Annotated in this window: 17 protein-coding genes; 7 read left to right on the forward strand and 10 right to left on the reverse strand. The window is 60.2% G+C overall.

Going from position 1 to position 20,895, the window contains the following annotated elements:
- Positions 1 to 4: 4 nt before the first annotated feature.
- From PSH59_RS04825 to yaaA, 8 genes are all read right to left on the reverse strand, one after another.
- On the reverse strand, positions 5 to 1,465 hold the full coding sequence (locus PSH59_RS04825) for an alginate O-acetyltransferase (protein WP_248075443.1): 1,461 nt from the start codon (positions 1,463 to 1,465) through the stop codon (positions 5 to 7).
- A gap of 11 nt (positions 1,466 to 1,476) precedes the next feature.
- A complete protein-coding gene (gene algG, locus PSH59_RS04830; RefSeq protein ID WP_248075444.1) occupies positions 1,477 to 3,051 on the reverse strand; it encodes a mannuronan 5-epimerase AlgG in 1,575 nt (524 codons plus the stop codon).
- Positions 3,051 to 4,538, reverse strand: coding sequence for an alginate export family protein (locus tag PSH59_RS04835; protein WP_305394424.1), 1,488 nt, complete (start codon positions 4,536 to 4,538; stop codon positions 3,051 to 3,053). The genes algG and PSH59_RS04835 overlap by 1 nt, the downstream gene beginning before the upstream one ends.
- Positions 4,535 to 5,929: an alginate biosynthesis TPR repeat lipoprotein AlgK gene (gene algK, locus PSH59_RS04840; RefSeq protein ID WP_305394425.1), complete on the reverse strand. Its 1,395-nt coding sequence runs from the start codon at positions 5,927 to 5,929 to the stop codon at positions 4,535 to 4,537. The genes PSH59_RS04835 and algK overlap by 4 nt, the downstream gene beginning before the upstream one ends.
- A gap of 2 nt (positions 5,930 to 5,931) precedes the next feature.
- Entirely contained in the window at positions 5,932 to 7,098 is a 1,167-nt protein-coding gene (locus tag PSH59_RS04845) for an alginate biosynthesis protein Alg44 (RefSeq protein ID WP_248075450.1), read from the reverse strand.
- Between the two features lie 36 nt (positions 7,099 to 7,134).
- On the reverse strand, positions 7,135 to 8,616 hold the full coding sequence (alg8, locus tag PSH59_RS04850) for a glycosyltransferase family 2 protein (protein WP_248075452.1): 1,482 nt from the start codon (positions 8,614 to 8,616) through the stop codon (positions 7,135 to 7,137).
- 106 nt (positions 8,617 to 8,722) lie between these two features.
- Positions 8,723 to 10,039: a nucleotide sugar dehydrogenase gene (locus PSH59_RS04855; RefSeq protein ID WP_248075454.1), complete on the reverse strand. Its 1,317-nt coding sequence runs from the start codon at positions 10,037 to 10,039 to the stop codon at positions 8,723 to 8,725.
- Between the two features lie 901 nt (positions 10,040 to 10,940).
- Positions 10,941 to 11,720, reverse strand: coding sequence for a peroxide stress protein YaaA (yaaA, locus tag PSH59_RS04860; protein ID WP_305394426.1), 780 nt, complete (start codon positions 11,718 to 11,720; stop codon positions 10,941 to 10,943).
- A 132-nt stretch (positions 11,721 to 11,852) separates the two neighbouring features.
- Between yaaA and PSH59_RS04865 the strand changes: the two genes are divergently transcribed.
- The 5 genes from PSH59_RS04865 (at position 11,853) to moaE (ending at position 15,981) form a co-directional block, all read left to right on the forward strand.
- Positions 11,853 to 12,977, forward strand: a complete 1,125-nt coding sequence (locus PSH59_RS04865) for a polysaccharide deacetylase family protein (RefSeq protein ID WP_305394427.1) — start codon at positions 11,853 to 11,855, stop codon at positions 12,975 to 12,977.
- Between the two features lie 348 nt (positions 12,978 to 13,325).
- Entirely contained in the window at positions 13,326 to 14,720 is a 1,395-nt protein-coding gene (locus PSH59_RS04870) for a PhoH family protein (protein ID WP_032877681.1), read from the forward strand.
- 96 nt (positions 14,721 to 14,816) lie between these two features.
- Positions 14,817 to 15,290: a cyclic pyranopterin monophosphate synthase MoaC gene (gene moaC, locus PSH59_RS04875; protein ID WP_248075460.1), complete on the forward strand. Its 474-nt coding sequence runs from the start codon at positions 14,817 to 14,819 to the stop codon at positions 15,288 to 15,290.
- On the forward strand, positions 15,287 to 15,529 hold the full coding sequence (locus tag PSH59_RS04880; protein ID WP_248075462.1) for a MoaD/ThiS family protein: 243 nt from the start codon (positions 15,287 to 15,289) through the stop codon (positions 15,527 to 15,529). The genes moaC and PSH59_RS04880 overlap by 4 nt, the downstream gene beginning before the upstream one ends.
- A gap of 2 nt (positions 15,530 to 15,531) precedes the next feature.
- Positions 15,532 to 15,981 (forward strand): molybdopterin synthase catalytic subunit MoaE, encoded by a 450-nt coding sequence (gene moaE / locus PSH59_RS04885; protein ID WP_305394428.1) that lies wholly within the window; start codon positions 15,532 to 15,534, stop codon positions 15,979 to 15,981.
- Between the two features lie 62 nt (positions 15,982 to 16,043).
- Here moaE and rhlB read toward each other — a convergent pair whose 3' ends face one another.
- Positions 16,044 to 17,504, reverse strand: a complete 1,461-nt coding sequence (gene rhlB, locus PSH59_RS04890) for an ATP-dependent RNA helicase RhlB (protein WP_248076021.1) — start codon at positions 17,502 to 17,504, stop codon at positions 16,044 to 16,046.
- 96 nt (positions 17,505 to 17,600) lie between these two features.
- A complete protein-coding gene (locus PSH59_RS04895) occupies positions 17,601 to 18,257 on the reverse strand; it encodes an alpha/beta hydrolase (RefSeq protein ID WP_248075467.1) in 657 nt (218 codons plus the stop codon).
- A 346-nt stretch (positions 18,258 to 18,603) separates the two neighbouring features.
- Between PSH59_RS04895 and PSH59_RS04900 the strand changes: the two genes are divergently transcribed.
- The gene (locus PSH59_RS04900; protein ID WP_017526224.1) at positions 18,604 to 19,635 is read left to right on the forward strand and encodes an amino acid ABC transporter substrate-binding protein; all 1,032 of its coding nucleotides are present in this window, start codon (positions 18,604 to 18,606) and stop codon (positions 19,633 to 19,635) included.
- Positions 19,636 to 19,707: 72 nt separating this feature from the next.
- Positions 19,708 to 20,889, forward strand: coding sequence for an amino acid ABC transporter permease (locus tag PSH59_RS04905; RefSeq protein ID WP_248075469.1), 1,182 nt, complete (start codon positions 19,708 to 19,710; stop codon positions 20,887 to 20,889).
- Positions 20,890 to 20,895 lie beyond the last annotated feature (6 nt).

Here is a 20,895-nt window from a genome sequence, read left to right on the forward strand (position 1 = left end):
AACCTCATTGCCCGAGTGAGGCAGTCTTCTGACCGCCGCTTGGGAATACGTTGCGTGTGCAAATTTTCGCTTCGACCTTCTGCGCGGCCTGGCCCGCTTCCGGACCCTGTACTTCCACGGCCAGCAGGTTCTGCGAGGCCCAGTCTTCATCGGTGCGCAGTTCAAAGGCGAAACGCCCGTCTGTATCGGATGTTTCGGGTTTCTCGATCTTGATGTCCTCGTGGCGCCCGTTCATGTACCAGAGGGTGGCTTGCAAGGTTTTCACCGACGGATCGGCGAAGCGGATATCGACCTGGTGATTGGCATTACGCAGGTCTTTGTTCGAGCTGTTGACCATCAATTCGTTCTTGCCGGGTTTGAGCGTGGTGCTGGCGCTCATCTGCGCGGTTTTGCCTTCGCAGCCGTTGTCCAGCAGCGACATCATCTGGCGGTAGATGGTCTCCTGGTCCAGGCGGTACAGCGGCGAGAACTCCCAGATCAGGATCTTTGGCGGGCTCTTCTGGAATTCATCGCTGCCCAGGTACTGCAGCATCGAGCCTTCCAAACCACCGCCGGGGAAGGCGACGTTGAGGATGTCGGCACCGATTTCTTCTTCCAGGAAGCCGGCGAAGTTGTAGTTCTTGCCGCTGTGGCTGGTGCCCACCAAGGTGATCTGCGGGTTGCCCGAGTCGCCGAACAGGTCGCCGTCGCCGGCTTCGCCCTTGGGTTCGGTGGTGAACTGGTCCATGTACTGGATCGCGTAACTGGTGCCGCACAGTTGCCCGGCCATGTTGTGCAGGGTGCCGGTCTTGCCCATGCGCCCGGAGCGCTTGGTCTCGAATTCGCGCTTGGGAATGTCGGCGTATTCGGGCATCTGCTTGACCTTGGCCGCGACGATTTTCGCGGTGCGCTGGGCGCCATAAGGGGTCCAGTGCTGGTCGCCGCGGAAGTAGAAATCGTGGGCGGGCAGTTCATCCGGCAGTTGTTCGTTGGTCAGTGGCGACAGGTCCGGCACCACATAGCCCATCTTGGCGAAACGGCCGAGCATGGTTTTGTAGTTGCCCAGGGCCTTGTCGAAATCGAACGAGGCTTTTTCCGCCGGGTTGAGCTTGTTGCGGTTCACCAGGCCACGGGTCGGCTGGTACACCACCACCAGTTCCACGCCCTTGCTCTTGAACGCATCGTGCAACTGTTGCATGCGCTTGTAGCCGGCCGGGGAGGTGTCGAATTCGGTGCGCAGGTCTTCCTGGGTACGGAACAGCCAGTCGCCCTGGGCTTGCACCAGGGTGGTGAAGTTCTGCTGGTAGCGCGTGGTGTAGTTCTTCGCGTCGTGGGCGGCGGGGCACAGGCTGCAGCACGGCTCGGCGGTGAAAGTCGGTGCCTTGAATTTACCGGCGACTTCATCAGCGCGTACGCCCTGGCTGGCCGCGAGCAGGCCGAGGGTCAGACCCGAGAGGCTCAGCAGTTTGATCATGTGTGGGTGCATAAGGGTCATCCTCAGTCCTGCATTTCGGTCTGGCGTTCGACAGGGTCGATCAGCACGGCTTTCTGCTGGCGTACCAGCAGGTCGAGAATTTCTTCCTGACGCTCGCCGAGCACGCCGGAGAAGCTGATGCCGCTGGATTTGGTCGGCGCAAGCATCGACACGCGATACAGCTCGATGCTCAGCGGCGAATCGATGGACAGCGGCCCGCTGCCGTTACCCGCCAGCTCGCCGCCGACCACGATCAGCGAGACCTTGGCGTCGAACGGGTCGAGGGCGATGTCGCGGTCGGTGTCGGTCAAATCCTTGATATGGCCGTACACGCCGGTCAGGCCGTTGGCCATGGCGGTGTTCTCGTACAGCTTGATGTTCACGCTGTTACGCACCCGAATGCCGTGGCGACGGTTGCTGATCACTTTGTTGCCCCACAACAGGTTGTCACCGCTCTCATAGAGCGTGATGCCGTCGGTGTGGTTGCGGTAGATCTCGTTGTCGGCGATCAGGTTGTTCACGCTGTTACGGTCGATCACCAGGCCCGAGAGCTTGTTGTCGTAGCTGCGGTTGTTGAAGATGAAGCTGTCGTTCACTTCGCGGGAAATGATGATGCCGTGCTTCTTCTTGGTGCCGTAGACGGTGTTGTCCGCAATGATCAGGCCATGGGACCGGTCATGGGGGTCGATGCCGTAGACGATGTTGTCTTTGTAGGTGTTGCCCTTGATCACAAAGCCGGTGGTCTCGTAGCAGTAGAAGCCGTACCACATGTCCGAGAACTCGGAGTCAATGATCCAACCGGTCGGTTCCGGGCGCTTGAGCACCTTGGCCATGTTCGGCGTGTACTGGGAAATACTCACCCCGTACGACTTACTGTTGGCGTAGCCGAAGCTGGCCATCTTGCTGTTGGCGATGTAAGTCTCGGTGCCGCCCCAGGCCAGCAGGAATGGACGGAATTCCTTGGGCGACTTGAACAGCGCCGGGCCGTTGGCTTTCTCGTCCCAGCCGGTGATCCGGGTGTCACGCACAAACAGCTGGCCGTCGTTGATCAGGAACGAACCGGCTTGCTGGGACAGGCGCAGCTCCTGGGTCTTCTTGTCGATTTCCAGGATGCCCTTGCGCCCGACCACGATCGGCAACTTGGCCAGGAACACGCCCGGCGAGGTTTCGCTCAGGTACTGCTTGGGCACCTTGCCCAGCAGGTCCTTGAGGTTCATGTAGCCGTCGTCGATGAAGATGGCCTGGGGAATGCCGTGCTGGCGCACCACCCATTCGGCCATCTTGTTATCGCCGCCGATAAAGTCCTTGAGGGCGTCTTCCTGCATCATGCGGCGGATGCTGATTTTGCCCGGCTTTGCGCGCACGATCTTTTTCTCGATGGCCGCGGCGGTGTAGCCCGACAAGTCAGGCAGGGCCGGCTTGGCCATTTCCAGCGGCGCGGTCGGCGGGCTGGAAATGGTGTAGGTCTTGGCCTGTTGCAGTTCTTTGGCGATAGTCGGCGCCTTGACCTGCTGCGCGGTATCGGCGAAGGCTGTGGCGCTGGCCATCAGCATCGCGGTCACCAGCAAGCGTTGAGGAATCATTGCGCAGGCTCCCATCAGAATTTCCAGATCACGTCGACAAACGCGCGATGCATGTACGAGTCGACCTGGCTGCCGTAGGCATCACCTGGTTTGAACACACCTGCACGAAAGCGCACCAGGGCCGACGGTTCGTCGACCGACTGGCTTAGCGCCGCCGGCAACAGGCCTTTTTTGAAGTACTTGGTGACCACCAGGTCCATCTCCTGACCCAGGTCTTTCTTGCCGTCTTCGAGCGGCAGGGAGGTGCTGGACACGATCGCGCCGGTCACGTCGTCGGTGTTGTTCTGCACCGCATCGATGCCGTTGCTGCCCACCGGCTTGTTACCGTCGACACGCCAGAACTTGTGGTACACCAGGCTGGCGTCGTAGTCCTCGCGCAGCTGCCAGGAACCGAACAGGCTCATGGACTGCATGTTGTTCATCTCGCCGCGGAACGCTTCACCGAAGCGGTGCACGCGAGACTGGGTGCCGGTCCAGTTCGAACGGTTGCTTTGCAGGCCGTTCTGCTCGTACTCGGCGCTGGCGCGGGAATAGGCCGCGCCCACTTGCCACTGCGGGTCCAGACGCAGGCGGATGCCCAGGTCGGTGGCCCAGCCACTCACGTCATCGCTGCGCTTGGCGTTGGTGGGGCGGGAGCCGTCGGCGTTCAACGCGTTGACGGTGTCGCGGTCGCCGCGCATGCCGGTGATGCTTGCCCAGTAGTTGACGGTGTTGGTGTTGCGCCAGTTGTAGGCGTCGCTGTTGGCTTCAAGGCCGAGCCAGGTCAGGTCGCCGTTTTCGCGCTTGTCCAGGGAGTCGGTGGCCACGCCCGGTTCCGGGTAGTCGAGCTTGCCGTTGTCATGGGTGTGGTGACCGCGCATGCCGATCCACTGGCCCGGCGTCCACTGGTAGGCGGCGTCGGCGTAGAGGTGCTGGCGGTCCTTGTCTTTGGGCGACAGTTCCTTGAGGTCGGTGCGGTATTCGCTGAAACGTTCGGCGACACCCACATTGGCCTTGAGCAGCGTGGTGTCGAACGTCCAGTTCAGCGCTTCGATATTGGTGTCGCGCCACTGGCCGTCGTCATTGCGCAGACGTTGGCGACCGAGCTTGAGGATCTCGCCGGGATACGGCGTAAAGCCGCTGTAGCCGACCCAGAACTCGCGCATCGCCAGGTAGTTTTTCTTGGTCTTGCGGTCGCTGTTGCTGGTCTGCTGGTTCTCGTCATCGGCCGACTGCTGAAGGGTGTCGGTCTCGATGATGTCGCTGGAGGCGACCGCCTGGCCCATGGCATAGGCGCTCCAATTGCCGCTTTCGCCGTAGATCCAAGGGCGCAGGTCGATACCGACGCCGTTGACGTCACCGCCTTTTTGCGTGCCCAGGTCACGGTCGTCCTCGGACTGACCGGTGATTTTGACTTCCAGGCCGAAGTTCTTGGCTTCGGTCAGCGCGGCCAGGGTCGGACACGACCACAGCAGGGCGAAGGTCAGGCCAATGCCGGCCTTGACGAATGGATTGAGCTTCATAGGGATTCCTCGCCGTCTTCTTCTTCATCCAGGGCGTGCAGTTGCAACGTGCTCTGGGCCAGGGTGCCGCGCGCGGCCAGTTCCTGTTGCACCAGGCGTTGGCCCTGAGCGCGCTGTTCCGGCGTCAGCGGCGCTTCGAGCTGGGCGGCCAGGTCGTTGGCTTCCGGGGTGTCCTGGGCCTTGGCCAACTGGCTGAAGACATAGGCGTTCAATGGGTCGGGCTTGGTGCCCTTGCCTTGGGAAAACAGTTGGGCGATGGCGAAATCGGCGCTGTTCTGGCCGTTACGCGCAGCGGTCAGCAAATGGTCCAGGGCCTTTTGCGGGTAGACCTTGCCCAGGTAGCCACGCCGGTAGATCTGGCCGAGGTAGTAATCGGCGGCCACTTCACGGCCCACGGCTTTTTCGAAGTGCGCTTCGGCGGCCTTGGCGTCTGCCGGCACCCACTTGCCTTCGTAGTAGAGCTTGCCCAGGAGCAATTCGGCGCGTGGCTGATCGGCGGCGCGGCCGTTGTCCAGGTACTTCATCATCTGGTCGACATCGCCCAGTTCGGGGAAGTCGTAAAGCAGTTGCGCCAGGCTGACCCAGGATGCCGGGTAGCCAGGGGCGATTTTTTCCAGCAGAGCCTGGGCGGTTTTTTCATCCGGGGTGCCGAGGGTGGCGTCGCCAAGCACGCGGGCAACGCTGTCGACGCGTTGCGCGGTGACGGTGCCACGGCTGTAACCGGCTTCCATCTGCTTGAGCAGTTCGGCCTGTTTTTCCGGCGCTGCTTGCTTCTGGTAGACCGTTGCCAGCTCGACGTAGCAGATATCGGTGGTGCTCAGCGCGGCTTTGCAGATGCGCTCGACATCAGCCAGGTGCTGGTCATAGGTGTCCTGGGTGCGATACAGCAGCACTTGGGCCAGGCCGGCTTCCGGGTAACCGGCGGCCTGCCACTGGCTGATCTGCTGCTGGGCGTTCACGTTGGGGAAGCTGTGCGGGTATTGCAGGTACAGCATCGCCAGCGGGATCAAGGTGTTGCCTTCGCCGTTGGCAAAGGCTTTTTTCAGCAGGCCTTCGGCTTCATGGTGTTCGGCTTCGGTGGAACCGGGCTTGGCCACCAGCAGTCGCCCCAGGCGCGCCTGGGCGCGCGGCGAGGTGTCCGCCGCCGCACGGTAGGTGGCTTCAGCCTGTTTGATTTGCGCCGGGTCACGGGTGCCTACCTGGATATCGGCCAGGCCCACCTGGGCCTCGCTGTAACCCAGCTCTGCCAGTTGCTGGTAATTCTGCTGCGCGGTGACGGTGTCACCACGCTTGAGCGCTTCATTGGCCAGGCGTTGGTCGGGCAGGCCTGCGCAACCGGCGAGGGCGATGGCCAGCGCCAGGGGCACCGGCAGGGTTCGAAGGGCGCTCATGATTAAAGACCTGCAGCCATGGCTTTATCGATCAGCCAGTTCAGCGATGGGCCACGGTCGCTGGTCACTTCTACCGGGCGACCGGCGTAGGTGCTGTCCAGCGGTGCATCAGGCTTGATCTGTACACGGATGTCGGAGGACAAGTCGGCGCTGTTCAGGCTGGTGCTGCTGACGATGGTGCCGGTGCGCACTTGCTCTTCGTCGGCGACCTGGAAGGTCACCGGAGTGCCTGGGCGCACGTCGCCAAACTGGCGATAGGTGAAGCGTGCTTCGACGTTGGCCTGGCTGCCGCGTGGCACCAACTGGAAGATCACGTCGCCCTTGCTGGCGTACTGGCCGTCGGCGACCAGTTGCTGAGCCACGACGCAGTCGCAAGGCGAGGTCAGGGTGCCGGTCATTTGCTTGCCGAACAGTTCTTCAACCTTGGCCGGTTGCAGTTGGTCTTCGTCCAGGTGGCCCTTGAGCACATCGAGCATGCTGGTGCTGAAGGTGGCCAGTGGCGCGCCTTTGGCGGCAACCGCGTCACCTTTGAGCAGGCTTTGCACGGTGCCATCGCGCGGCATGGTTACGTTCATGCCGGGCACACTCACCAGGCCGGCCTGGGCGTGGCTGACGAAGTACATGCCATACACCGACTTGAAGACAAACCCGAACGCCGCCAGGCCGACGATGAAGATACCGGCGCTGAACACTACGGCGCGCAGGCGACCGAACGGGGTCATGCCGCTGCCGCCGTCCTTGACCTTGCGCGCCTTGGTGAAGTTGTCGCGCTGCAGGGTGGCCAGCACGTCACCCATGGTCACGATGTCGCCGGACAGGTGCGAAGTAATCAGGTGGCGCAGGGTGGAAATGTCCTGGGCGTCGAGGTTCTGGAACTGGCAACCGGTGCGGCCGGTCTGGCGGTCGTAGGAGCGGATCTGCAACTCCACGTCCATCGCCAGCCCCAGGTTATCGATCACAAATTGCAGGCGGCCCTTGTGCACTTCACCCACGGTCAGTGGCTGGGTGGCGGTGAACGCCAGGCCACCGGCGGACAGGTCGATCACCCGTGCTTCGGTCTGCGTGCGGTCGGTGTTGAAGAAGCGCAGCTTGGCCGGGATTTTGACCCGGGCATGCTGGCGCTGGGCTTCGGATTCGTGGACAACGTTGGCGTTTACTTGGCTGTTCATAGTGTCGATTTCCTAGTTAATTCAGGCTTGGCAGGGTCAGACCATCATCAGCAACACGGCAACGAAGATGCTGCCGGCGGAGAAGGTCATGGTCCGAGACGACCAGGTGTTGAACCAACGTTGAAAGCTGGCCAAATCGCGGGTCAGTTTGGTGTCCTGGCGGGTCCAGGACTGTTGATCAAGGCGGAAGAACACGTAGATCTTCACCAGCGCGCCCATGATCTGGTTGTAATAAAGAATCGCCGGGTATGCCGGACCGATCTTGTGACCGGAGCACGACAGCAGCAGGGTCAGGATCAGGCGGGTGATGCCGATCCACAGCAGGTACGCGAGGATGAACGCGCCGCCGTACTTGAACGTGGCGATGATTGCCACGGTCAGGCCGAGCAGGGAGGTCCACATCGACACACGCTGGTCGAACAGCACGATGCTGGTGAACACGCCGAGGCGACGCACACCCAGGCCCAGGGCGCGTGAGTTCTGGCGCAGGTTGTTGCCGTACCAGCGGAACATCAGCTTGCGGCTGGCCTTGATAAAGCTCTTTTCCGGCGGGTGTTCCACGGTGTTGATCGCGGCGTCCGGCACGTAGAAGGTGTCGTAACCCAGGCGCATCAGGCTGAACCAGCTGGACTTGTCGTCGCCGGTCAGGAACTTGAAGCGGCCCAGGCGCCAGTGTTGCAGCGAGTCGCTTTCCACGTCGGCGATAAAGCCTGGGTCGGTGACGACGCTGGCGCGGAACACCGACATACGGCCGGTCATGGTCAGCACGCGCTTGGACAGGGCCATGGAGCACATGTTGATGTGGCGCTGGGCGAAACGCAGCTTGTGCCATTCGCTCATGATGTAGCCGCCGCGTACTTCGCAGAACTCGTTGGTGGTCAGGCCACCGACGTTGCCGAACAGTTGGAACCACGGCACGGTCTTGCGCACCACGCCCTCGGCGAGCACGGTGTCGCCGTCGATCACGGCGACTACTGCGCGGTCATCCGGCAGGTGGCGGGAGATGGCACGGAAGCCGAAGGCCAGGCCGTCGCGCTTGCCGGTCCCGGCGATGCGCACGAAGTCCAGCTTCACGCGTTCAGGCGGGTTCATCTTTTCCCAGAGGCTCTTGACCAGCAGCTCATCGGACATTTCCACCAGCGAGCAGACCACGGTGGTCGGGAAGCCGCAGTCGATGGCTTCGCGGATCACCGAGCTGTAGACCTGAGCGGTGGTCAGCGCGTCGATGCGGAAGCTGGTGACCATCAGGAACACGTGGGACGGGTCGGCGGCCTTGCCCAGCTTGCGTACTTTGCGGCGCAGGTGCGGGTAGACCACATACAAAAACAGCATGCCGCGAAAGAAATGCGTAGCACCCATCGAGTAGCGCCAGATACCCACGGCGCCAATCAGGAAAATAAAATTCTTCGACTCGGAGTCGAACGTACTCGCCGGCAACAGCAGGGCGAGACCCATCAGCAGGCTCAGGAAGAACAGCCAGCCGGCCGATTGCAGTAGTACGTGTTTTAACTTGGACATAAGCGTCATCCGAAGGTGGTGAAAGCGGCTGGTTGCAAGCCGCAAGCTGCAAGTGGAGGTGCCTTTACTTGCAGCTTGAAGCTCGAAACTTGCCGCTGCTCTTCCGTTACCAACAAATGCCTTCGGTACGGCCGGTCGCGCAGGTGGCCTTGGACATGAAGCCCACCAGGTCGATCACTTGCTTGCCGTCCGGAGCGTTCTGCGCCAGGGCGCGGAATTTCTCGTCACGGTTACCGAGGATGATCACGTCGGAGTTGTTGATCACGTCATCGAAGTCCGAGTTGAGCAGGGACGACACATGCGGGATCTTGCCTTCGATGTAGTCCTTGTTTGCGCCGTGGACACGGGCGTATTCGACGTTGCTGTCGTAGATGCTCAGGTCGAAGCCCTTGCCGATCAGCATTTCCGCCAGTTCGACCAGCGGGCTTTCGCGCAGGTCATCGGTGCCGGCCTTGAAGCTCAGGCCCAGCAGGGCGACTTTGCGTTTGTCGTGGCTGGACACGATGTCGAAGGCGTTCTGCACCTGGGACTCGTTGCTGCGCATCAGCGAGTTGAGCAGCGGCGCTTCCACGTCCAGGGAGCTGGCGCGGTAGGTCAGGGCACGCACGTCTTTAGGCAGGCACGAGCCGCCGAACGCGAAGCCTGGGCGCATGTAGTACTGCGACAGGTTAAGGGTCTTGTCCTGGCAGACCACGTCCATCACTTCACGACCATCGACGCCGACCGCCTTGGCGATGTTGCCGATCTCATTGGCGAAGGTCACTTTGGTGGCGTGCCACACGTTGCAGGTGTACTTGATCATTTCGGCAACGGCGATGTCCTTACGGATGATCGGTGCGTCGAGTTCTTCGTACAGCGATTGCAGGACGTCGCCGGACGCTTTGTCGAACTCGCCGATCACGGTCATCGGCGGCAGGTCGTAGTCAGCGATCGCGGTGGATTCACGCAGGAATTCCGGGTTGACCGCAACGCCGAAGTCGACGCCGGCTTTCTTGCCGGAGCAGTCTTCGAGGATTGGGATCACCACGTTGGCGACGGTGCCCGGCAATACGGTGCTGCGCACAACGATGGTGTGACGAGTGCTCTTGTCACGCAGGACAAAACCGATCTCGCGGCATACCGCTTCGATGTAGTTGAGTTCCAGATCGCCGTTTTTCTTGCTCGGCGTGCCGACGCAAATCATCGACAGGTCGGTATCGCGGATGGCTTCGGCGAAGTTGGTAGTGCCGCGCAGACGACCAGTCTCGATACCCTGGCTCAACAGTTCGCCCAGACCCGGTTCAACGATCGGCGATTTGCCGGCGTTGATCAGGTCGATCTTTTCCTTGGAAATATCTACGCCGACCACGTCGTGGCCACGTGCAGACAGGCAACCGGCGCATACTGCGCCAACGTAACCCAAACCAAATATGCTGATGCGCATCGCATTTACCTCATTGTCATTAAAGACGGTGTTAATTCTGCCAATAGATGGCCGGAGTTCATGTTTGCAAGCGTCACTGATGCCGCAGAAGTTGGGCGAATAGACGCCGACTTACCGCGTACAGGCATGTTAAATAGCGAGTGACTAACTATTGCACTCAAGTTGTGCGCAACATGGCCTTGTTATTGGGGCTTGCCCTCAAATGCAGCCAGCCTTCCGGGGGGAAGGGTCTGACGCCGGCGCCGTGGAGCGTTGACAGGGGCGGTTAGCCCTTTGTTATCAACCTCTTAAGCATTGGCACCGACACATTTGGGTAAGCGCTGCCTTGGCCTTATAGGGCATAGCAACTAATCCTTATCGCCGCCCTCAACTCATATCAGTTGATGATGTGACCCGTGAGTCAAAGTTGATGGGGCAACTTCGCTACTTCCTTGGGTCGCTATGTAAGTCATCTCTTACAGGAACAGAGAATTTCGTTACCGGTGGTATGAGCGGCGCTTTGGAGTGAAGTTCCTGGCCGCTCATCCTGTTCCCCGAAATTTTTTGAAATATCGTCAAAGATGGCACTAGTACTATATTGATAGCACTTGCTATTTGGGCCAGTAGTTGCAGGTAGTTGGCGCGCGGGGATAGTTTTGTGCCACTACTCATGAAAAAAAGTAGTGCCACTACGAAAAAAAATGACGAATGTCGAGTGAAACAATTGTTAGGTGTGCGGCAAGATATTTTTTGACGCCAAATAAATGACATTTCGGAGCGTGAAAATCCGCCAAAAATGTGCGAGGAGGCTTGCCCTCAATGGCCGCGCATCAGCCGTTATAGCCGTGACTGAAATACCGCTATCGGGCAAGCCCGCTCCCACATTTGGATGTCAATGGTCTGAAAAAAGGCCGGTACGGCCTTATTCCGGTGCGTGGTCGCGCAAAAACACCAGGTTGTCCGGCTTCGATTGCTCCGCATTGAAGCGGTAGCCCTGCACATCGAACTGTTTGAGCTTGGCTGGATCGTTTATGCGTTCTTCGATCACGAAGCGGCTCATCATGCCGCGGGCCTTTTTGGCGTAGAAACTGATGATCTTGTACTGGCCGTTCTTCAGGTCTTTGAACTCGGTGTTGATGATCCGCGCCTTCAGCGCCGTGCGCTTGACCGCCGAGAAGTACTCGTTGGAGGCCAGGTTGAGCAGCACGTCATCGCCTTGCTCGGCCAGTGCTTGGTTGAGCCACTCGCTGATGCGGGTGCCCCAGAAGGCGTACAAGTCCTTGCCACGGGCGTTGGCCAGCTTGGTGCCCATTTCCAGACGGTACGCCATCATCAGGTCCAGGGGGCGCAGCAGGCCGTACAGGCCCGACAGCATGCGCAGGTGGTCCTGGGCGTAGCTGAAGTCGGCATCGCTGAAGGTTTGCGCATTGAGCCCGGTGTACACGTCACCCTTGAAGGCGAGCAGCGCCTGCTTGGCATTTTCCGGAGTAAAGGCCGGGGTCCAACTGCCGAAGCGCGCGGCATTGAGGCCGCCGATCTTGTCGGACACGTGCATCAGCTCGCTGATTTGCGCCGGGCTCAGCTCGCGCAATTGCTCGATCAACTCTTGGGAGTGGTCGAGGTATTGCGGCTGGGTGAAGCGCCGGGTCGCGGGCGGGGTCTCGAAATCGAGGGTCTTGGCGGGGGAAATCACCGTCAGCATGAAGTTGGCTCCTGGAATCGTGGCGTGTAGCGTGTGCGCGATTCTAGGGGGTAGGGCGTTTTGACTCCACCTATGATGGTGATAGGCGCGATCCGTTATAGTGCCGAACGACTCTGGAAAGGGAGACCCTGCGTGCGAATAGCGCTGTTGTTGTCCGCGTGTCTGTTAAGCCTGGGCGCGCACGCGGCGCCGGTGGATGTCGCCAGCCTCGACCGCGCCACCTGGCCTGAAAAGCTCAGCACCCCGGCGCTGTTCGATGTGGCCTCACGGGCGGAAATCCTCATGTTCGGCCACAGCCTGCTGGCCAGCGAAGCCTTGGATGACGCGGCGCTCAAGCAGCGCCTGGGCTTGAAGATCATCAACCGGGCCGCCATCGACGACCTGCGCCGCCAGCTCTGGCAGCGCCTGCTGGAAAATTACACCTTCGCCCAGCAGAGCTGCGAGGTCGATGCCTCGTTCTGTTACCTGGTGGAAAACATGGACGACCTGCGTGAGGAGGTCGGTAAGTTCCAGGTCAGCGAAGACTCTTTCTATATAGGCTGGGCCGCCCCCAGCCATGCCTTCCATGAGCGTTACCTGGACGAGCTGCTGCGCAAGGCCGCGCTGTTCCCGCAGATCAGCAGCGAAGTCGCGCGCTTTGGCGATCACGAGCGCAATGGCGATGAGTTCAACGACCGTCTGTTCCTGCTGACCTTCGACGGCGGCCCGGCACCGGTCAGCGGTAATACCGACTGGCTCGCCGACTACCTGCGCAAGCAGAAGATGAACGCCACGTTCTTTGCCCTCGGCAGCAGCCTGCAGACCCGCGTGGAGCGCAGTTCCGCCGCCGACGTGGAGGCGTTGTACCAAGGCCAGTGCGTCGGCACCCAGGGCTGGCAGTACCGCTCCCACAGCCATTGGGTGGATTGGCAGAGTTCGATCACCCGTAGTGCGGCGCTGGTGCAAAACCTGATGCCGGAAAACTACGTGCCGCTGTTCCGTCCGCCTTATGGCCAGCGACGCGCTGACAGCCAGGGGTTTTTCCAGTCCCAGGGTTTGCAGGTGGCGTTGTGGGACATCGATTCCCAGGATGAACCGGGCAAGCTCAAGGCCGATGAGTCGGCGCAGCGAGTGCTGACGTTGATGCTGCTGTGGCGCAAAGGGGTGATTGTGTTTCACGACACCCAGGACAAGGCGCGGGTGGCATTGCCGCTGTTGCTGCAGGCAACGGCGCAAAGTGGGCTCGGTTGGCAGGACTGCCGGGACGCATTTCGTTAAAAAGATGAAGTGCCCGGCCCTGTTGGGTCTAGGGCATTTCTGGGGCGATTTTTTGCAACATTTCGATGCAGGCGGACTTCCGACTTTAACGAGGTGCATGGCACGCGGCTAGTGCTATTCGTCATCCTGAAAAATAAACTTCAAAAAAGCGTCAAAGTGCTTTTTCCTGTCATGGGTTTTGCGGTATTACGAAGTCAGATCGCCGAAACCTGCAACACAGGTGGCGTCTTCCCAGACTCCTCAGGTGGGCAATGCACTTGACGTCCCTCAGGTGTATTCGGTGGTCGAATCGAGGCGCAGCACTGTCGTGGTATTGCGTCGACTGGCTCCCACAAAAGGTGACCGAGTATGGATGACCATGGACGCACCCCTTCTTCCGACCAGCCAATCCTTTATGTGCTCGATACCAACGTATTGATCCACGATCCAAACGCTCTGCTCAATTTCGAAGAACACCACGTCGCCATCCCGATGATCGTGCTGGAGGAACTCGACAAACTCAAAAGCGGGCATCACAGCGTTGCCGCCGAATGCCGCCAGGCCATCCGGTTGATCGACAAGACATTGGGTGAAGCGTCACCCGAGGATGTTGAAGTCGGCGTGCCGATCCAGCGCGGTAAGAGCGGACCCAAGGGCTTGCTGTCGATTTTGATGAGCAAGCGCAGCGAGCCCAACAGCCTGCTGCCGGAAAACCTCAACGACAACAAAATCATCAACCAATTGATCGACCTGCATGCGCGCGACAAGGACCTGCGTGTGGTGCTGGTGACCAAAGACATCAATATGCGCCTCAAGGCCCGAGCCTGTGGGATCGCGGCCGAGGACTACAGCACCGACCAACTGGTCGATGACGTGTCGATGCTGTCCCGTGGTTATCACATGATGACCGGCTCGTTCTGGGACCGCGTGAGCAAGGTCGAAACCCGTCAGGATCACGGCCGCACCTGGCACCAGGTACAACTGATCGACAACCTGCCGGCCGTGCATATCAATGAATTCATCGTCGACGAGCAGGGCTTCGTGGGCTGGATCAAAGAGATCCAGGTCGACAAGCTGCTGATCCTCGACCTGCATCAGGAACCCCTGTTGCACCAGGAAGCCTGGGGCCTGAAACCGCGCGACATTTATCAGAGCCTGGCGCTGTATGCGCTGCTCGATCCGGATATCCACCTGGTCAACCTCACCGGTGCCGCAGGCTCGGGGAAAACCATCCTCGCCCTGGCCGCCGCGATCGAACAGACCATGGTGACCAAGCGCTATCGCCGCATCATCGCCACCCGCAGTGTGCAGGGCCTGGACCAGGAAATCGGTTTTCTGCCCGGCACCGAAGCGGAAAAAATGGAACCGTGGCTGGGGGCGATCACCGACAACCTCGAAGCCTTGCACATGGATGACGAAAACACCCATGGCAGCGTCGACTACATCCTCAGCAAAGTGCCGTTGCAGTTCAAATCCCTCAACTACATCCGAGGTCGCAGCTTCCAGCAGAGCCTGATTTTGATCGATGAATGTCAGAACCTGACGCCGCACCAGATGAAAACCATCATCACCCGTGCCGGCGCCGGTTCCAAAGTGGTGTGCTTGGGCAACCTGGCGCAGATCGACACCCCCTACCTGTCCGCGACCAGCTCCGGGCTGACGTACCTGACGGAACGCTTCAAAGACTTCCCGAACGGCGTGCACATCGCGCTGCAAGGGGTACCGCGCTCGATTCTGGCCGAATACGCAGAGTCGCATCTCTGAGTCGCAAGCTTTAAGCTACAAGTTGCACGTGGGTCCAGTGAGCTTTTCACTTGCCGCTTGCAGCTTGTAGCTTTTTTGCTGCCTCAAGGAGGCTCTGTGCTGACTCATCTCGATTCCCAAGGTCGCGCCCATATGGTCGACGTCACCGACAAGTCCGTGACGTTCCGTGAGGCGGTGGCTGAAGCGCGGGTGCGCATGTTGCCCGAAACCCTGCAAATGATTGTCGACGGCGCCCATCCCAAGGGTGACGTATTTGCCGTGGCCCGCATCGCCGGGATCCAGGCCGCGAAGAAAACCAGTGACCTTATCCCTCTGTGTCACCCGTTGATGTTGACGGGCGTCAAGGTCGAACTCAGTGCCGAGGGTGCAGACTCTGTGCGCATCGTGGCGCGCTGCAAGCTGTCCGGGCAGACCGGTGTGGAGATGGAGGCATTGACCGCGGCCAGCGTCGCGGCACTGACTATCTATGACATGTGCAAGGCGGTGGATCGCGGCATGACCATCGAAACCATTCGCCTGCTGGAGAAGCTCGGCGGCAAGAGCGGGCATTTCAAGGCGGATGAACAATGAGCATCAACGTACTGTTTTTTGCGCGCTACAGCGAAGCGGTGGGCTTTGATTCGCTGGAGATGGAAGGCGACTTCGCGAATGTCGACGCGGTGCGTCTGGCATTGGCTGCCGATCCCGCTTTCAAGGTGCTCAATGAGGACAGCCTGATGTGCGCCCGCAACCAGGAGCTGTGCAACCTCGACGAGCCACTGCAGGCTGGCGACGAGGTCGCATTCTTTCCGCCCGTGACCGGAGGCTGAGCATGGCTATTCGTGTGCAGGTGGCGGCGTTCGATCCGGGTGCCGAAGTCAACGCGATGCATGCGGCAAACGTGGGCGTGGGCGCGGTGGTGAGTTTTGTCGGGTATGTGCGCGACTTCAATGACGGTCGTGATGTGTCAGCGATGTTCCTGGAGCATTACCCCGGCATGACCGAAAAAGCCCTGGCCAGGATTGCCGTGGAAGCCGAGCAGCGCTGGCCGTTGCTCAAGCTTGAGGTGCTGCATCGTATCGGTGCGCTGGAACCGGGCGAGCCGATTGTGTTCGTCGCGGCCGCCAGTGCCCATCGCCAGGCTGCATTCGATGCGTGTGCGTTTGTGATGGACTATTTGAAGACGCGGGCACCGTTCTGGAAGAAAGAGAACACGCCTGAAGGTTCGCGTTGGGTGGAAGGGCGCAGCAGTGATCACGCCGCGGCGGATCGCTGGAAATAGCCGGCAGGGAAATCAAATGAGGGGGGGCACGCCCCTCCCTCATGGTGACAGCAGTGCAAACCTTAAGGCCGCTTGCGCTCCACAGCCCGCAACAGATGCGTCGGCGGCGTCTCGCAGCTGATCTTGCGGCCCAGCAGTGCCTCGATCGACGGCAGCTGATACGAGTCATCCTCCCCCGCAAAGCTGATCGACACACCCGCAGCGCCGGCACGGCCGGTCCGGCCGATACGGTGCACGTAATCGTCCGGCACTTCCGGCAGGGTGAAGTTGATCACGTGGCTGATGCCATCGATGTGAATCCCGCGCCCGGCGACGTCGGTGGCCACCAGTACGCGGATCTTGCCTTCGCGGAAACCTTCCAGCGTCTTGATGCGCTTGTGCTGCGGCACATCGCCGGACAGTTGCGCGGCGTTGACGCCATCGCGCACCAGGCGCTCTTCGATGCGGCGCACTTCGTCCTTGCGGTTGGCGAACACCATCACGCGCTCCCAACCGTTGTCGTTGACCAGGTTGTAGAGCAGCTTGTACTTGTCGGCACCGGCCACCGCATAGATGTGCTGTTCGACGTTTTCGCTGGCGACGTTCAGCGCCTCGATCTCGACGATGGACGGGTCGGTGGTCCACTGCTTGGCGAGGTTCATCACGTCTTCGGTGAAGGTCGCGGAGAACAGCAGGGTCTGACGCTCGGCCTTTGGCGGGGTCTGGCGAATGATCTGGCGCACTTGTGGGATAAAGCCCATGTCGAGCATGCGGTCGGCTTCGTCCAGCACCATCACTTCGACCATGTCCAGGTGCACGTCGCCGCGCTGGTTGAAGTCCAGCAGGCGGCCGGGGGTGGCTACCAGAATGTCGCAATGGCGGGCTTCGAGGTGCTTGAGCTGTTTGTCGAAGTCCATGCCGCCGACGAACGTCATCACGTTAAGGCCGGTGTACTTGGTCAGGTCGGCGGCGTCCTTGGCGATCTGCACCACCAGCTCGCGGGTGGGGGCGATGATCAGCGCGCGCGGTTCACCCATGTAGCGCTCTTTCGGCGGCGGTGTCTGCAACAGTTGGGTGATGATCGAGATCAGGAACGCAGCCGTCTTGCCGGTGCCGGTCTGGGCGCGACCGATGGCGTCTTTACCGGCGAGGGTGAAGCCCAATACTTGCGCCTGGATCGGCGTGCAGTACGGGAACCCCAGGTCCTGGATGGCATGCATCAGTTCCGGGGCCAGTTTGAAATCATGGAAGCGGGTTTTGCCTTCCTGGGGCTCGACGACGAAGTCTTCGAGTTTCCACGGGATCACCGGCGGCTTTGGCGCGCGTTCCCGGCGAGGCTTGGGAGCGGCTTGAGCGTCAGGTTTTGCCTGTTCGGGCGGTGTCACCGTCGGCGTCTTCGGCTGGGCGGCGGCAGATGCAGTGCGGCCTGGCTGTTGGCCGTCGTTGCGGCTGCCGGAGGAGGGGACAGGAGCACTGGGAACAGGCGCGAGCGGCTCAGCCTCGCTTTTGCCGAACATCTTCTTGAGTGCTTTGAGCACGGTGATCTCATTAATTGGTTAAGGAATATACGCCGGCCAGTGTAATGCAAGAATCGGGCGCGGCGTAGTGCGTCTGTCATACGGCTACATAAACGCGGGGTTTCAGCGCAGGCGCTCGGCCAACCAGGTACCAATATCGCGTATCTCTTCGGGTAACACTTCGTGGCCCATTGGGTATTCCTGCCATGTCACGGTGACACCACGGCTCTTGAGGTGCTCATACGCGGTACGGCCCATGGCGTTCTGCACCACCTCATCGTATTGACCGTGCAGGCACAAGGCGGGAATGCGTTGCTGGCTGGCGGACAATTGCAGTTCATCGCCGAAGGTCGGTGCATAGGTGGAGAGGGCGATCACGCCACCCAGAGGACCTTCCAGTTCCTTGAACGCGGTGTGGAACACCACGGCGCCACCTTGGGAAAAACCGGCGAGAAAAATCCGCGAGGCCTCTATTCCGGTCCTCTTCTGGTCTTCGATCAGGTTGGTGACCATTTTTGACGAAGTTTCCAGCTCTTGCAGGCTGATCGACCGAGCCGGGCTCATGGCCTTGATGTCGTACCAACTGGGCATCTCGTAGCCGCCGTTGATCGTCACCGGACGGGTGGGCGCCTGGGGCAAAACGAAACGCGTGGTCAGCAGGGTTTCCTGTAAGGCTTCGGCCACCGGCAGGAAGTCGTAGCGGTCGGCACCCAGGCCATGCAGCCAGATAACGCAGGCGTCTGCGGGCTTGGAGGGCTGGAGAATCAAGGGTTCGGTCATGTCTGCTCCATAAATGTGCGTGCGCTCCGATTGGGTGCGTCGGAACGGTGCGCCATCGGTTGATTTGTTAATTAGATGTCGCAACGTTGAATCTTTTGCTCTTGACCATTGGCTGAAACGACTCAGCCGCCACTCTGGTACGGCGCTTGCTATGCACAAGGCGATGTCAGGTCTCTCTCTTGGCGGTAACACTATCAGTGACAGCCGCCTATGGGATAGCAACTGGACTTATAGCGACGGCCCATACCGTTTGACCCTAAAAAAAGCCAACACGGGTCAAGATCGCCTCAAAAGGGTGCGGTGGGGTTCGAGCTCCGACACAACAAGAGCAAAACTGGAGGTTTGAATGAAGGTATTGAAATCCACCCTGGCCATCGTTTCCGCGGCCGCTGTACTGGGTGTCAGTGGTTTCGCCCAAGCTGGCGCCACCCTGGACGCCGTGCAGAAGAAAGGCTTTGTGCAATGTGGCGTGAGTGACGGCCTGCCGGGTTTCTCGGTACCGGATGCCAGCGGCAAGATCCTGGGGATCGACGCTGACGTTTGCCGCGCTGTGGCCGCTGCTGTATTCGGCGACGCGACCAAGGTCAAGTTCAGCCAGTTGAACGCCAAGGAGCGTTTCACCGCGCTTCAGTCGGGCGAAGTCGACATTCTGTCCCGTAACACCACCATGACCAGCTCCCGTGATGCGGGCATGGGCCTGAAATTCCCGGGTTTCATTACCTACTACGACGGCATCGGTTTCCTGGTTAACAACAAGCTGGGCGTAAAAAGTGCCAAGGAACTGGACGGTGCAACCATCTGCATCCAGGCCGGTACCACCACTGAGCTGAACGTTTCCGACTACTTCCGTGGCAACGGTCTGAAATACACCCCGATCACCTTCGACACCTCCGATGAAAGCGCCAAGTCGCTGGAATCCGGTCGTTGCGACGTGCTGACCTCCGACAAATCCCAACTGTTCGCCCAGCGCAGCAAGTTGGCTTCGCCGAAGGACTACGTGGTACTGCCGGAAACCATTTCCAAGGAGCCGCTGGGCCCGGTCGTGCGTAATGGCGACGACGAGTGGCTGGCGATCGTGCGCTGGGTTGGCTACGCCATGCTCAACGCTGAAGAAGCCGGTATCACCTCTAAAAACGTAGAAGCTGAAGCCAAGTCCACCAAGAACCCGGACGTTGCACGTCTGCTCGGTGCCGACGGCGAATACGGCAAAGACCTGAAAGTGAAGAAAGACTGGGTCGTGCAGATCGTCAAGCAAGTGGGTAACTACGGCGAAGTGTTCGAGCGCAACCTCGGCAAGAGCACTCCGCTGGAAATCGACCGCGGCCTGAACGCGCTGTGGAACAACGGCGGCATTCAATACGCACCGCCTGTGCGCTGATCGCTGATGGTTCTGTCACCCGGTGGGCCAACCGCCGGGTGATGTTCTGTTCCATTCTTTCCGGGGCACTTCATGCAAAATCAAATCGGCGCACCAAAGCAGAAGCTCAGCTTCAGCGATCCCAAAGTGCGTGCGTGGCTCTTCCAGATCGTCACGATTGTGGCGGTGGTCTCGCTGGGCTGGTACCTCTTCCACAATACCCAGACCAACCTTCAGCACCGGGGCATTACCTCGGGTTTCGACTTTCTTGAGCGCAGTGCCGGCTTTGGCATCGCGCAGCATTTGATCGACTACACCGAATCGGACAGCTATGCCCGCGTCTTTCTGATCGGCTTGCTCAACACCTTGCTGGTGACCTTCATCGGCGTGATCCTGGCCACCTTGCTCGGCTTTATCGTCGGCGTGGCGCGCCTGTCGCCCAACTGGATGATCAACAAGCTGGCGACGGTGTACGTGGAAGTCTTCCGCAACATCCCGCCGCTGCTGCAAATCCTGTTCTGGTACTTCGCGGTGTTCCTGACCATGCCGGGGCCGCGCAACAGTCATAACTTCGGCGATACCTTCTTTGTCAGCAGCCGTGGCCTGAACATGCCCGCGGCGCTTGCCGCCGATGGGTTCTGGCCGTTTGTGGTCAGCGTGGTGGTAGCGATTGTGGCAACCGTGCTGATGGCGCGTTGGGCCAACAAGCGCTTTGAAGCCACCGGTGTTCCGTTCCATAAGTTCTGGGCGGGCCTGGCGTTGTTCATCGTGATCCCGGCCTTGTGCGCGTTGATCTTCGGCGCGCCACTGCACTGGGAAATGCCAAAACTGCAAGGCTTCAACTTTGTCGGCGGCTGGGTGTTGATCCCTGAACTGCTGGCGTTGACCCTGGCACTGACCGTATACACGGCGGCGTTCATCGCCGAGATCGTGCGTTCGGGCATCAAGTCCGTCAGCCACGGCCAGACCGAAGCCGCGCGCTCCCTGGGCCTGCGCAATGGGCCGACGCTGCGCAAGGTCATCATTCCGCAAGCCTTGCGGGTGATCATTCCGCCGCTGACCAGCCAATACCTGAACCTGGCGAAAAACTCGTCGTTGGCCGCCGGTATCGGTTACCCGGAAATGGTTTCGCTGTTTGCCGGTACGGTGCTCAACCAGACCGGCCAGGCCATCGAAGTCATTGCCATCACCATGAGCGTGTACCTGGCGATCAGCATCAGCATTTCCCTGCTGATGAACTGGTACAACAAGCGCATTGCGCTGATCGAGCGGTGAGGAAAC

The organism is Pseudomonas sp. FP2309, assembly GCF_030687575.1.
Classification (GTDB): domain Bacteria; phylum Pseudomonadota; class Gammaproteobacteria; order Pseudomonadales; family Pseudomonadaceae; genus Aquipseudomonas.